This is a genomic window from candidate division WOR-3 bacterium, from assembly GCA_039801905.1.
GTDB lineage: Bacteria > Hydrothermota > Tepidihabitantia > Tepidihabitantales > JBDRVQ01 > JBDRVQ01.
This window is the reverse complement of record JBDRVQ010000044.1, coordinates 1-12175: the sequence shown is the minus strand read 5'-3', so window position 1 is coordinate 12175 and position 12175 is coordinate 1. Positions and strand designations below refer to the sequence as shown.

Below are 12175 nucleotides of genomic sequence, written 5' to 3'. Positions count from 1 at the left end.
CCCATCCTTCGCTAAGACCTTAATAATCTTCCCCCTCTTTTCCGCTTCAATTTCGTTCATCAACTTCATCGCCTCAATGAGACAGAGGACTTGTCCCGGTTCTACGATGTCCCCTTCTTTTACAAAAGGTGGGGCATCCGGTTTCGTCCGGGAATAGAACGTGCCAACCATCGGCGACTTTATCTCTTCGTATTGGGTAGGCGCTACCTTTTCTTCCTTTACCAGGGGGGAAGAAATCTTTTCCGTTTCTTTGGGTGGTGGACTGGTTATCTTTTCTTCTATTTTGGGAGGAGTGATTGGAGTTACCTTTTGGGGGGGTGGTGGTAGGGTTTGTCCCCGAGTGATCCTTATCACATTACCTTCATACTGCCATTCCAAGGAATTGATGTTGAATTTCTCTGCCAGTTCAAAAACCTTTTTTAATAATTCAATCCGGTCCTTATCACCTTTCTCTTCCTTCACCTCTTCCTCCTCTTTTTTAGGATTTTTTCTCGCTTCAAAAAATTTTAAGGCAATCTCCGGGAAAAGGGCATAGGTTAAATAATCTTCTTCCTTTTCCACTAAATCCTTATTCAATTCTTCTTTCACTTTCGGGAGGATTGGTTCTAATAGGTCCGCGGGTCTTTTATCAATCGGTCTCTCATCGCCCAAAATCTTCTTTAAGATTGGTTCTTTGATTGGTGCTGGTGGTCTGCCGTATAAACCTTTCACATAATCCCGGACTTCTTTCGGCACAACTTTATACCGCACCCCGGTTGTGACATTGAAGACCGCCTGCACCCCAACAATCTGACTCGTTGGGGTAACTAATGGCGGATAACCTAAATCCCTTCTCACCTTTGGCACTTCGGCTAAGACCTCGGGTAACCTATCCTCCGCCTTCATCTCCTTCAGTTGGGAGATTAAATTGGACATCATCCCACCCGGAATCTGATGGGTCAAGACCGCATCGTCAACCATTTTTTTGTAGACGATCCCCTTCCTCTTTCGGAGGTCTTCCAAATATTGGGAGACCTCGTTAATCATTTTCCGGTCGAGTTCGGGATAATGGGGGGTATCTTCTAAAATTGCCAAAATTGTTTCAATCGGAGGTTGGGAGGTGGCAAAGGAGAGGGGGAAATGGGCGGTGTCAATGATATCTACCCCGGCTTCCAGTGCCTTGAGATAAGAGGCAACCACCATCCCGGAGGAACTATGGGAATGGAGATTAATCGGACAGGAGATTTCGGATTTGAGTGCCCGGATTAACTCGTAGGCGACCGAAGGGGAGATGATACCCGCCATATCCTTGATGCAGATAGAATCCACTCCCAAATTTACTTCCTCTTTGGCTAAGGCAACATAATATTCAATGGTATGAACCGGAGAGATAGTATAACAGATAGTTCCCTGAGCATGCTTATTCCTCTTCTTAACGAATTCAATCGCCTTTTTTAAGTTCCTTATATCGTTTAGGGCATCAAAAATCCGAAAGATGTCAATTCCCCTCTCTGCCGCTTTGTCAATGAATGCCTCTAAGAGGTCATCAGGATAATTACGATAACCAACGATATTCTGCCCCCGCAGGAGCATCTGGAGGCGCGTCTTTTTCACCTTCTCTCTAATTAGGGATAACCTTTCCCAAGGGTCATCATTTAAGTATCTTATCGCCACATCAAAGGTTGCTCCCCCCCAAACCTCTAAGGAGTAATAGCCAATTTGGTCTAACTTTTCCAAGATGGGCATCATCTCCTTAGTCGCCATCCTTGTTGCCCACAAGGATTGGTGCCCATCTCTTAAAGTGGTATCAACAATTTTCACGGGCATAACTAAATAACCCTTGCCTCCTCCCGCAATAACCGAACCAATTCCTTAACCTGTTTTTCGGGCTCTCCTTCAATTATCCTCCCTTGCTTTCTTGGTGGGGGGAGATAGGTATTGAGAACTTGAATTGTCGGGGAAAAAGAAAGAGAGGAAATCTCTTCTCCCTTTTTTGTTAGGATCTCTTTCTTTTGTGCCGCCATTAAAAGACGGAGTGTTGGGTAACGGGGTTCATTTAACCCTTTTTCCGCGGTGAAGATTGCCGGTAAAGAAGTTTCACAGACCTCTTTTCCCATCTCGGTCTCCCGGAAGGCAAGCACCTTCTTCCCTTCTATTTCCAGTTTGACAATCGCCGAAAGGCAGGGGATATTTAAGAATTGGGCAAGGATTAGAGGGAAACTGGCAAGGTAATAGTCAATCCCCACCTTCCCAGTGAAAATTAAATCAAAATCTCTCTCCTTTAAGAATTGAAAGGCGATATAACCTTTCCTTAAAACATCATAACCCGAATCTTCAATTAAGATGTGGAATGCATTATCAGCACCCATCCCTAAGGCGGTCTTTAGGGCATTCTTCACCCTCTCTTCCCCTAAGGAAACGACCGAGACGGTGCCGCCAAATTTTTCTCTTATCCTTAAAGCCTCTTCTATTGCGTATTCGTCATAGGGGTTAATCACCCATTCGGTAACATTTTTTAAGTCAACCTCTTTGCCGTCGGGTGAGACACCGATCCGGCTTTCGGTATGGGGAACCTGTTTGATAAAGACGAAGATATTCATCTTTCCCACCTGCGGACTGCCAGACAGGTATTATGACCCCCAAAACCTAAGGAGTTAGAGAGGGCAAACCGAATCGGAAGGTTACGACTTCCTTCCACGACATAGTCTAAATCTAATTCTGGGTCCGGGTTTTCCCGGTTGATAGTGGGATGGACCTTCTGATGATAAACGGAAAGGCAGGTGACAATAAACTCAATCGCGCCCGCCGCACCTAAGGAATGGCCAATCATTGATTTGGTAGAATTGATGGCGATTCTTTTAGCGTGTTCCTTAAAGAGATTTTTAATCGCCTTTGTTTCAGTTAGGTCGTTAAGTTTGGTTGAGGTGCCGTGGGCGTTAATATAATCCACCTCTTCCTTTTCCATTCCGGCATCCAAAAGGGCTCTTCTCATCACTTCATAAGTTCCTTCGCCTTCTGGATCCGGGGCGGTGATATGATAGGCATCAGCCGTGGCACCATAACCAACCAGTTCGCAATAAATCTTTGCCCCTCGTCTTTGGGCGTGTTCCAATTCTTCTAAGATTACCACACCCGCCCCTTCACTAATGACAAAACCATCCCGGTCGCGGTCAAAGGGCCGGGAGGCCTTCTCCGGTTGGTCGTTCCTTTTGGAAAGAGCGCCCATATTAGAAAAGGCGGCGATGGTATAAGCGGTGAGAGGTGCTTCACTGCCTCCTGTAACCATTAAATCCGCATCTCCATAAGAGATTAAGCGAAAACTCTCACCAATGGCATGGGCCCCGGAGGCACAGGCGGAAACGGTACAAAAATTCGGTCCTTTCAAGCCGTAGAAGATGGCAACTTGACCCGAAGCCATATCCGGGATCATCATTGGGACTAAGAAAGGAGAAACCCTTTTTGGCCCATCCTTTAGAAACTTCTCATGCTCTTTCTCCCAGGTCTCAATCCCTCCCATCCCACTACCAATTAAAACACCAATCCGGTATGGGTCAATTTCTTTTAAGGAAATACCGGAGTCAGCAATTGCCTCCGCAGTTGCCCAGAGGGCGTATTGGGTGAAAAGGTCAGTGCGCTTAATTAATTTGGCATCAAACTTCTCAAGCGGATTAAAGTCGGTTATCTCGCCAGCAATCTGAACCGGGAGGTTAGAAGTATCAAAACGGCGGATCCGCTTTATGCCACTTCTTCCAGCCAAAAGATTGGCAAAGAAGGTTTGGCAATCCAGACCGAGAGGGGTAGCCACCCCCAAGCCGGTAACAACGCAGCGCCTTCTCATTTACTCTTTAATCTCTCTTCTAAATACTTAACCGCCTTCCCCACGGTATCCAATTTTTGAGAGTCCTCATCCGGAATCTCAATACCAAACTTCTCTTCAAATGCCATCACTAGTTCCACAATGTCCAGAGAATCCGCATTGAGGTCTTCCAGAAATTTTGCTTCCTCCGTCACTTTTTCCGGGGCGACATTCAACTTCTCAACAATGATATTTTTCACTTCATCAAAAAGTGCCATTTTTCCTCCCCAAATAAAACTTTTTCACAATCTTTATTATATTGACAAATCCCCATCTGTCAATATATTATTTTTATGCCGAAAAGAACTTATCAACCTTCAAGAGTGAAACGAAAGAGAACGCACGGGTTCCGTGCCCGCATCTCTTCCCCGGGCGGCCGAAATGTCCTCCGCCGGCGTCGCCGCAAGGGAAGGAAGAGGTTAACGGTCTAAAAGGATGAAACGAGAGACCCTCACTAAGAAAGAAATTATTAAGAAGCCGAAGGAGATGGTGAAGGTAAAGAAGGAAGGGAAGAGGAGAGAAGATGAATATTTTCTTATCTATTACCTACCGTCAGAATTGGCTAAGAGTGATTCCTCCCCACCCCGTTTATGTTTTTCGGTAGAAAAGGAAGTGCGGAAGGCAACCGAGAGAAATCTCCTCAAAAGGAGAATGCGGGAGGTTTATCGCCGGCATAAAGATGTTTTTTCTAATGGTTTTCTCTATCTGATTCGGGCAAAGGAAAGGGCTTTAACCTTACCCTTTACCACTTTTCAGGAAAGGTTATTAAGTTTGATTGAAAGATGCTCGTAAAGTTAACCTCCTCTTTAATTATTCTCTATCAGAAAGTGCTCTCTCCCTTTCTCCCCCCAGCCTGTCGTTTCTATCCCTCTTGCTCCGAATACGCCCTCTTGGCTTTAAAAGAATACGGCTTGGGAAAGGGATTAATCCTTGCTATCTTCCGCATCCTTCGCTGCCAGCCGTTTTCCATTGGGGGTATAGATTTTCCAGAAAGGATGGCTAAGAAAATATGGAAGACCCAAAAAGGTTAATCCTCGCCTTCGTTTTGGTAATGGCGATCCTCTTTCTCTATCAGATCTTCTTTTCTCCTAACCAATCACCTCCCCCCCGTCCCCCATCCGAGAAGAAGGAAGAACCAGCGAAAGAAACAAAGGAAGAGTTCTCCCCGCCGGGGGAAGTTTTTACCTTGGAAAATAGTAAGATTGCTATTAAACTCTCTAACTACGGCGGAAGTGTGCGTTCGGTCTATCTTAAAGAATACGATTGCCAACTATTGAGGGATTTCCCCCATTTTTCTTTAACGGTTTTAGAGGAGAGCACCGCTTTTCGTCTTGATACTTTGATCTGGAATGGAGAAAGCCAACCCGCTAAGATTACCTTCTGGATAAAAGAAGGGGAATTCCTCTTTTCCCGTTCTTACTGGTTAGAAGATGATTATCAGTTATGCTCGGAAATCTCTCTTCCTCCAGCAGCAAGGAAATTTTCCTTCGCTATCAATTTTGATCGGGGATTATCCTTTACCGAACAGGACACGAATGAGGATTATAACCATTTCCGAGTTTTATTCTATAAAGGAAAGATGCTGAAAGAGGTCCCATTCCGGAAGTTAAAAGGGGAATGGAAAGAAAAAGGGGATTGGGACTGGTTCGGTTTCGCTACCAAATACTTCTTGATGGTAGTGAAGGGAGAATTTGATTCTCTCCGTTTCGTTCCCGCTCCCCGCCGGGTAAAAAGTACATTTTTCTCCACACCAGAAGAGAAAATGGCTTTCTCTCTATCTTTCTATCCTCTGAAGTATAAACTTTTGGCGAAGCGGGGAGAAGGTTTGGCAAAGGCGATACCTTTGGGTTGGCCTAAATTTTTAAGTTTGGCCATCCTCCACCTCCTCCTCTTTCTCCATTCCCTTTTCCGTAATTACGGTTTGGTAATCATCATCTTCTCCTTTCTGATGAAGGGCATCCTCTTTCCCCTCACCCGCTTCCAACTCCGGGAGATGAGAAAACTGCAACAACTCCAACCCAAACTGGAAGAATTGAAAAGGAAATATAAGGATGACCCGAAGACCTTAAACCAGGAGACACTGCGTCTTTATAGTATCCACCGGATGAATCCTTTAAGTGGTTGTTTGCCCCTCTTAGCACAAATTCCCATCTTCTGGGCACTTTATTCCGTCCTCCGGTCTACCTTTGAACTGCGCCGGGCCGGTTTTATTTTCTGGCTGAAAGATTTGAGTCAAAAGGACCCCTTTTACCTTTTACCGATTTTGATGGGTATCTCTTTTCTTTTCCAGAACCTTTTAACCAGTCAGGATAAGAAGAATATATTTGTCACTATCTTTTTTCCGGTCTTTTTAACTGTAATCTTTTTAAAGTTTCCTTCGGGATTACAGTTATATTGGCTCACTTTTAATTTACTCTCGTTAGTGGAGAGTTTTATTTTCCAGAGAGGAGGAAAGAAATGGAAGAGATAAAGAAAGAAGAGATGGGCGGAGAAGGTGTGCCCAGCGAGCAAATCTCCGAAACCGCTCCTCCTTATGATCCGGAAGTACTCAAAGCCGAGATCACAAAAGTAGTGAAGGATTTCCTCACCTATTTCGGAATCAGGGGGAAGGTGGAGATAAAGGAGCAAGAGGAAGGTTTTTACTGCAACATCCGCCTTCGGGCAATGGCTGGCTTCCTGATTGGGAAGAATGGCAATACCTTGAAAGCGCTCCAGCACTTAGTAACGGAGATTTTGCGTAAGAAGTTTCCCCAACTTCCCCCGGTGGTACTTGATGTTGCAGGCTACCGGATGCGCCGGGTCAATTTCTTAAGGAAGAAGGCCTTGGCGATTGCTCGGGTGGTGATAGAAACGAAAAGGGAGATGGCTTTTGATTTCCTCACCCCCCGGGAGTTAAAGATTGTGGCTGATGCCTTAGCGGATATTAAAGAGGTAAAAATTTGGACTATCGGCAGCGGAGCAAAAAGGAATGTGATTATCGCTCCCAATTTATAAAGTGGCGGAAATTTTCTCTACCATCTGCGCCTTAGCCACCCCGCCCGGCCTCTCGGCAATCGCCGTCATCCGGGTTTCGGGCAGAGAGGCTTTTTCTATTGTGGAGCGGATCTTTCTTGCCTCAGGAAAGGAGAAAAGACTTTCCCACCTCCCCGCCCAAAAATTAATTCCTGGCGAAATCATTGACCCGGAGGCAAAAGAATTGATTGATAAGGTCCTTTTGGCAACCTATCATTCCCCTCACAGTTATACCGGAGAAGATATGGTGGAGATATTCTGCCACGGGGGCTTTTACTGTCCGGAACGTATCATTTCCCTTCTCCTCCGCTACGGCTGTCGCCAAGCCTTACCCGGAGAGTTTACGAAGCGGCGCTTTCTGGCCGGGAAGATTGATTTAGCCCAAGCGGAAGGGATTCTGGCTTTAACCTCAGCCCGCACCGAACTCCAGGCCCAAGCGGCCCTCAAACAGATGAAAGGTTCCCTCTCGCAAAGAATGAAGGAAATAGTTGGGGAGATGAAAGAGCTTTTAGCCGAGGTGGAAAATGAGATTGAATTTTCCGAAAAGGAGAGTGATTTCTTAGAATGCTGCCGGAGGCGATTAGAGAAATTAAAGGAAAGAATAGGAGAGTTGGTGAAGAAGGGGGAAAAGGAAGTTTTCATCCAAAAGGGGGTAAAATGTCCGATTGTCGGCAAAGCGAACGTGGGGAAGTCAAGTCTTTTTAATCGCCTCTTGGGAAAGGAACGCGCTTTGGTGACGGAAATACCCGGAACGACCCGAGATGCGATTAGCGAGACAATATCCTTAAAGGGAATCCCCTTCCGGTTGATTGACACCTGTGGTTTTCGGGTGCAGAGGGAGAAATTGGAGGAGTTGGGTTGGGAGAAGACTGAGGAGTATCTGCGGGAGGCGGATCTGGTGATTGTGGTTCTTGACCATTCCCAACCCCTCACCGAAGAGGATTATGAGATTATCCGCTTGACCGCCCAAAAGAAGCGGGTTATTGTGCGCAACAAATCGGACCTTCCTCCTCACCTTACCGAGGGAGAAGAGATCCTCCCCCCACCACTTCCTATCTCTTGTAAAGAAGGGACCGGGATTGAAGAGTTGAAAGAACTTTTAGCCCGCCAATTTCTCAACGGGGAGGAGGAGTTTTATCTCTCCGAATTCCGCCATCACGACCTCTTAAGGAGAGCAGCGGCCGCCTTAGGTCGGGCGCAGAAAGAACCTTACTGGGAGACAATTGCCTACGAGATAAAATCAGCGATCAATTCCTTAGCGGAGATTACTGGTGAGGTGACGAGCGAAGAGATTTTAGACCGGATATTTTCTCGTTTCTGTATCGGCAAGTGAGGCTAAACCGCCTTCTCCTCTTCTTGAATGATGCTCCACCCCCCGTTTTGGATTTCACCTTAGAATTGGCGGAAAAGTTCTCCGCCAAAATCTTTGCCCTTTACATAATTGACGAAAACCTCGTCCGGGAAAAGATGAAGAGGGAAAATAAGAAGCGAGAAGTGGTGAAGGACGAGCTAGAAGAGATTGCCTGGAAAAAATTATATGAGGCGGAAGATTTATCGGCCCGGAAAGGGGTGAAAACCTCCCTTCTCTTATTGGAAGGGAAGGTGAATCAGATTTTGAGAGAGGTTATGGAGAGTTATGAGATTGATTTCTTAATCTTTAGCCGAGAGAGGCAATTAAATTGGGAGCGATTATTAGAAATAAATAAAGGGATAATAATTCTGTGATGGAGGGAGAATGGTCCGGTTAGTAGAACTTTTAGAAAGAGGGGGAGTGATTTTAAACATTAAGGCAAAGGAGAAAGTTGAGGTGATAAAGGAGATGGCGCAGGTTTTAATTGATAAGGGATTAATCCTAAATACCGACGAGTTCTTTACCGAGATTCTCCGTCGGGAGAACTTAGAGAGCACCGGCATTGGTATGGGTGTGGCAATTCCCCACGCCCGCACCAAAGCGGTTAAGGACTTGGTTTTGGTCTTTGGCCGGTCCGAAGAAGGGGTTGATTTTGCCAGCCTGGATAAGAAACCATCCCATCTCCTATTTTTGATTAGTGCCCCGGAGGATAAAAAGGAAGAATATATCTACACCTTAGCCAAAATTTCCAAATTGGTGAGGAAGGATGAGGTGCGGATTAAGTTGAATAAGGCAAAGACCGAAGAGGAACTCTTAGCCATCATTAGAGATTATGAATAGAAAGTAGTTTGCCGCAACCCTTTAAGAAAGAATTTTTGTGTCTCTTACTATCCCTTCTTTTCTGCTCGGAGAGGAAGGAACTTTCGTTAAAGATTTATTTCTTGGATGTGGGACACGGTGATTGTATCTTCCTTCAAACTCCGGATGATGGCATTAGGGGTAATGGAGAGTATGAAGGGTTGTGTATCCTGATTGACGGCGGAGAGGAAAGGATGGGGAGAGAGATCCTCCTCCCTTTCCTCCGGCAGAACCGGATTGATACGATTGATTGTCTCATCGCCACCCACTTCCATTCCGACCACATCGGCGGTCTCATTCCGGTCTTAGAAAGTTTTCCGGTGCGAATGATTCTCACTAACACGAAGGAAAAGAAGGGAGAATTAAATGGGCGCTTCCTGGAATTAGCGGCCCAAGAAGGTTGTTCCTGGCGGATTGTCCAGGCGGGTGAGACGATATTCTGGGGAAAGGAGATGGAGGTTTTTATCCTAAATCCGGAAAAATTGGGAAAAGAGGAGAATAATAATAGTATCGTCTTGAAGATTGAATACGAAGGGAAGAAGATTCTCCTCACCGGAGATATTGAAGGGAGAGAGAGAAAAGAAGACTCTAAAAATTGTTGTCTTGTGGAAAGGAGGTTAGTTGATAAAAATAAAGAAATTCTCCGTTCCCACATTTTGAAAGTCGCCCATCACGGGAGTGAAACCTCCTCCACCGAGGAGTTCCTCGCCGCGGTCCGGCCGGAGGTGGCGGTGATTACTGCGGGCCGAAAAAAATTTGGCGGTCATATCCTACCGGATAGTTCCGTTGTCTTGCGCCTTCGGAAATTCGGTGCCCAAATTTACCGCACCGACTTCGGTGATACCGATTACCAAACGGCACCCGGGGATGACCATATCCTGATTAAAATCTCCTCCGGCAAGATTGATGTCCGTTATCTACATAAGTTTTTAATCTTTTAAGGAAGAGAGCAGTTTTTCCATAAAATCCCAATTGCTAAATCCTTCCTTTCGGTCGTTGATGAGAATGGAAAAGGAAAAATTGCCGCGGGGGGAGAAGAGATAACCGGAGAGGGTCTTCACCCCATAAAGAGAGCCGGTTTTGGCATAGACACAGCCCCGGAGGGATAATAACCTTCTTTTCAATGTCCCCCTCTTTCCGGCAACCGCCAGACTTCCTAAAAAATCATCTTTCCAAGGGGAGTGGTAGAGGAAGTTTAAGAGTTTAATTATCGCAAAAGGGGTTGCCCGATTTTTTCTTGAGCGACCGGAGCCATCAACTAAAAGGAGGCCGGTTGTTGGCAGGTTGTGCCTTTTGAGATAACTTTTGATTGCCCATTGGGGAGAAGTCTTCTTATACCTCCCAATCGCCCAGAAGGTTAAGTTCGCCAGGTAGTTATTGCTTTTGCTATTAATCTCTAAGAAGAGGTTGTGCCTTTTGAGGAATTTTCTCTTTTTAATCTTAGAAGAAAGGATTCTCTTAAATTTCTCATCCCAAATTTCTAAGGCACAGGCAGAGACGAATAATTTCTGATTGGAGGCGGGAAGGAAACTCTTTCTTTCGTTGTGGGCAAAGATGATCTTCCCTTCGTCTAAAGAGTAAAGGTAAATCCCAATCTTTGCCGGCTGGAGGTGAGAAATTTTAAGAAGGTGGGAGAAGGTTTGCGCAACCCTTTCCCCTAAATCATCTCCCTTTAAGAAGAAAAAGAGAAGAAGAAAGAACTTAAATCTTCTTATACCCGGAAATTAATAGAAAAAGAGCCAACGCCAATTGGTCGGCATCCAAAAGCCAATTGTCGCTCCGATACCCGTAGCCTTCTTATTGATCCGGAATCCTTCCTCTTCCTCATCCAAAAACCCGATTACCCCTTCCAGTTCAAAGATTCCTCTAAGGTCATTCACCCAGGAGATTTTATTTGTCCAACCAGCAAATTTTAAGATGACTGCTGGTCCAAATTTAAAACCATCTTCTCCAGTTTTGTCCACCGCAAAACCACCGAGACCCAATCCTAAGGTTAAGGCATCATGGTCATAAGGGAGGGGCTCATCTTTTATGAGGTGCCAACGGTGGAGGAGAAAGGCATGGATGCGGAGCCAGTCATCTCCCTTATCAACCGCGTAACCGGGACGGAGAAGGAGAGAGAGAGAATTTTTTAAGCTATAGAAACCCCCAAATTCTAAATTGGCAAAGGGTACGATAGTATTTTCCTCTTCCAAAACTGTATAGTAGGCGCCGAACTGGGTGGGAATGGGGAAGGGATAAGCAAACGACCAGAAGAGGGGTTGACCAAAGTGGCAATTTCCACCGCGCAGGGGAGCAAATGATAATAAAATGAAAAATATGAAGGACAATTCCCTTTTCATAACTACCTCCAATCCTTTAACTACCACCTTTAATTATACTAACCTTTTTCCTAATGTCAAGGTGAAATTAGACGGGTTCCGATTGGCGGTTTTAGAGATGGAAAAGTTAGCAAAAATCTTGCCGGATGGGGAGATTTTCTAAAATTAGCCTAAAAATTTAGTGTCAGAAAATGGGGGGTATTTCCGTATTTATATGTAGGGGTATTGGGTTCTCATCCCAACCCCAAAAAGAGAGGTGTAATATGAAAGATGCTTTAAGGCGAATAGATATCTATGCGGGATTTCCTCTGGGAGATTAAGGAGGCTTTAGCGGAGAAGTAGGTCTTAAATAAGACTTGAGTTAAGTGATAAGAATTTTATGAGAAAGGAGGGGTTTATCTTTATAAAAAGGGGTGTAGCATACAGGGGATGGTATCGGGGTTCTAATGGAAAGTCTAAGTAGGGGTCTAAATTTAGGTCTAATTGGAGTTCTAAATAAGGGCCTAAAAGAAGGGATAAAAGTAGGGGTAATAAAAAGAATAATTGGAAGTCTAATTAGGGGTCTAACTGAAAATTTAATCCGAGGTTTAATTATAGATCTAACCGAAAGTCCAATTGGTGGTATAAGTAGAAGCCTAAATCCCGGCGCAACTGATTTCCCCAGCCTTGACGGGAGATATATTCAAATTATGTGGAAAATTGAAAGAGGAGTTATATTTGATTATAATAAAAGGCGGGTGCCACCAAAATCAGCACCCGCCAAAGGAGACACACCATGAGTATTTTTCTTAAAATCTC

At 45.1% G+C, this 12175-nt stretch carries 16 protein-coding genes; 10 read left to right on the top strand and 6 right to left on the bottom strand.

Going from position 1 to position 12175, the window contains the following annotated elements:
- The 4 genes from ABIL00_07575 to acpP all read right to left on the bottom strand — a co-directional run.
- A partial coding sequence (locus tag ABIL00_07575; protein ID MEO0110617.1) for a pyruvate/oxaloacetate carboxyltransferase occupies positions 1-1806 on the bottom strand: 1806 nt, incomplete at its 3' end.
- A gap of 2 nt (positions 1807-1808) precedes the next feature.
- The gene (locus tag ABIL00_07570) at positions 1809-2579 is read right to left on the bottom strand and encodes an electron transfer flavoprotein subunit beta/FixA family protein (protein MEO0110616.1); all 771 of its coding nucleotides are present in this window, start codon (positions 2577-2579) and stop codon (positions 1809-1811) included.
- Positions 2576-3817: a beta-ketoacyl-ACP synthase II gene (gene fabF, locus ABIL00_07565; protein ID MEO0110615.1), complete on the bottom strand. Its 1242-nt coding sequence runs from the start codon at positions 3815-3817 to the stop codon at positions 2576-2578. The genes ABIL00_07570 and fabF overlap by 4 nt, the downstream gene beginning before the upstream one ends.
- Positions 3814-4053 carry an acyl carrier protein gene (gene acpP / locus ABIL00_07560; GenBank protein ID MEO0110614.1) on the bottom strand — a complete coding sequence of 80 codons (240 nt, stop codon included), beginning with the start codon at positions 4051-4053 and terminating at the stop codon, positions 3814-3816. Before acpP ends, fabF begins: the two co-directional genes overlap by 4 nt.
- A gap of 75 nt (positions 4054-4128) precedes the next feature.
- On the opposite strand from acpP, the gene rpmH reads away from it, so the two are divergent.
- From rpmH to ABIL00_07515, 9 genes are read left to right on the top strand one after another with little or no spacing between them, the layout of a single operon-like run.
- A complete protein-coding gene (gene rpmH, locus ABIL00_07555; protein ID MEO0110613.1) occupies positions 4129-4266 on the top strand; it encodes a 50S ribosomal protein L34 in 138 nt (45 codons plus the stop codon).
- A 4-nt stretch (positions 4267-4270) separates the two neighbouring features.
- A complete protein-coding gene (gene rnpA / locus ABIL00_07550) occupies positions 4271-4627 on the top strand; it encodes a ribonuclease P protein component (GenBank protein ID MEO0110612.1) in 357 nt (118 codons plus the stop codon).
- A complete protein-coding gene (gene yidD / locus ABIL00_07545; protein MEO0110611.1) occupies positions 4618-4866 on the top strand; it encodes a membrane protein insertion efficiency factor YidD in 249 nt (82 codons plus the stop codon). Before rnpA ends, yidD begins: the two co-directional genes overlap by 10 nt.
- Positions 4845-6305 (top strand): membrane protein insertase YidC, encoded by a 1461-nt coding sequence (gene yidC, locus ABIL00_07540; protein MEO0110610.1) that lies wholly within the window; start codon positions 4845-4847, stop codon positions 6303-6305. The genes yidD and yidC overlap by 22 nt, the downstream gene beginning before the upstream one ends.
- Complete coding sequence (locus tag ABIL00_07535; GenBank protein MEO0110609.1) at positions 6293-6829, top strand: hypothetical protein; 537 nt, start codon at positions 6293-6295, stop codon at positions 6827-6829. Before yidC ends, ABIL00_07535 begins: the two co-directional genes overlap by 13 nt.
- 1 nt (position 6830) lies before the next feature.
- Complete coding sequence (gene mnmE / locus ABIL00_07530; GenBank protein MEO0110608.1) at positions 6831-8180, top strand: tRNA uridine-5-carboxymethylaminomethyl(34) synthesis GTPase MnmE; 1350 nt, start codon at positions 6831-6833, stop codon at positions 8178-8180.
- Entirely contained in the window at positions 8177-8572 is a 396-nt protein-coding gene (locus ABIL00_07525; GenBank protein MEO0110607.1) for a universal stress protein, read from the top strand. The genes mnmE and ABIL00_07525 overlap by 4 nt, the downstream gene beginning before the upstream one ends.
- 10 nt (positions 8573-8582) lie before the next feature.
- Complete coding sequence (locus tag ABIL00_07520; GenBank protein MEO0110606.1) at positions 8583-9038, top strand: PTS sugar transporter subunit IIA; 456 nt, start codon at positions 8583-8585, stop codon at positions 9036-9038.
- A gap of 35 nt (positions 9039-9073) precedes the next feature.
- Positions 9074-9997 carry an MBL fold metallo-hydrolase gene (locus tag ABIL00_07515; protein ID MEO0110605.1) on the top strand — a complete coding sequence of 308 codons (924 nt, stop codon included), beginning with the start codon at positions 9074-9076 and terminating at the stop codon, positions 9995-9997.
- Here the strand turns inward: ABIL00_07515 and ABIL00_07510 are convergent.
- Positions 9986-10495, bottom strand: coding sequence for a D-alanyl-D-alanine carboxypeptidase (locus ABIL00_07510; GenBank protein MEO0110604.1), 510 nt, complete (start codon positions 10493-10495; stop codon positions 9986-9988). The genes ABIL00_07515 and ABIL00_07510 overlap by 12 nt on opposite strands.
- 285 nt (positions 10496-10780) lie before the next feature.
- The gene (locus ABIL00_07505; GenBank protein ID MEO0110603.1) at positions 10781-11398 is read right to left on the bottom strand and encodes a hypothetical protein; all 618 of its coding nucleotides are present in this window, start codon (positions 11396-11398) and stop codon (positions 10781-10783) included.
- Here ABIL00_07505 and ABIL00_07500 point away from each other — a divergent pair.
- Positions 11367-11540: a hypothetical protein gene (locus ABIL00_07500; GenBank protein ID MEO0110602.1), complete on the top strand. Its 174-nt coding sequence runs from the start codon at positions 11367-11369 to the stop codon at positions 11538-11540. The genes ABIL00_07505 and ABIL00_07500 overlap by 32 nt on opposite strands.
- The last annotated feature ends 635 nt before the right edge of the window (positions 11541-12175 follow it).

Coding starts and splice junctions, on each gene's coding strand:
- ABIL00_07520 (MEO0110606.1), top strand. CDS start 8,583: ATGGTCCGGTTAGTAGAACTTTTAGAAAGAGGGGGAGTGATTTTAAAC.
- ABIL00_07505 (MEO0110603.1), bottom strand. CDS start 11,398: ATGAAAAGGGAATTGTCCTTCATATTTTTCATTTTATTATCATTTGCT.
- yidC (MEO0110610.1), top strand. CDS start 4,845: ATGGAAGACCCAAAAAGGTTAATCCTCGCCTTCGTTTTGGTAATGGCG.
- ABIL00_07535 (MEO0110609.1), top strand. CDS start 6,293: ATGGAAGAGATAAAGAAAGAAGAGATGGGCGGAGAAGGTGTGCCCAGC.
- yidD (MEO0110611.1), top strand. CDS start 4,618: ATGCTCGTAAAGTTAACCTCCTCTTTAATTATTCTCTATCAGAAAGTG.
- ABIL00_07500 (MEO0110602.1), top strand. CDS start 11,367: ATGAAAAATATGAAGGACAATTCCCTTTTCATAACTACCTCCAATCCT.
- ABIL00_07570 (MEO0110616.1), bottom strand. CDS start 2,579: ATGAATATCTTCGTCTTTATCAAACAGGTTCCCCATACCGAAAGCCGG.
- acpP (MEO0110614.1), bottom strand. CDS start 4,053: ATGGCACTTTTTGATGAAGTGAAAAATATCATTGTTGAGAAGTTGAAT.
- fabF (MEO0110615.1), bottom strand. CDS start 3,817: ATGAGAAGGCGCTGCGTTGTTACCGGCTTGGGGGTGGCTACCCCTCTC.
- rnpA (MEO0110612.1), top strand. CDS start 4,271: ATGAAACGAGAGACCCTCACTAAGAAAGAAATTATTAAGAAGCCGAAG.
- rpmH (MEO0110613.1), top strand. CDS start 4,129: ATGCCGAAAAGAACTTATCAACCTTCAAGAGTGAAACGAAAGAGAACG.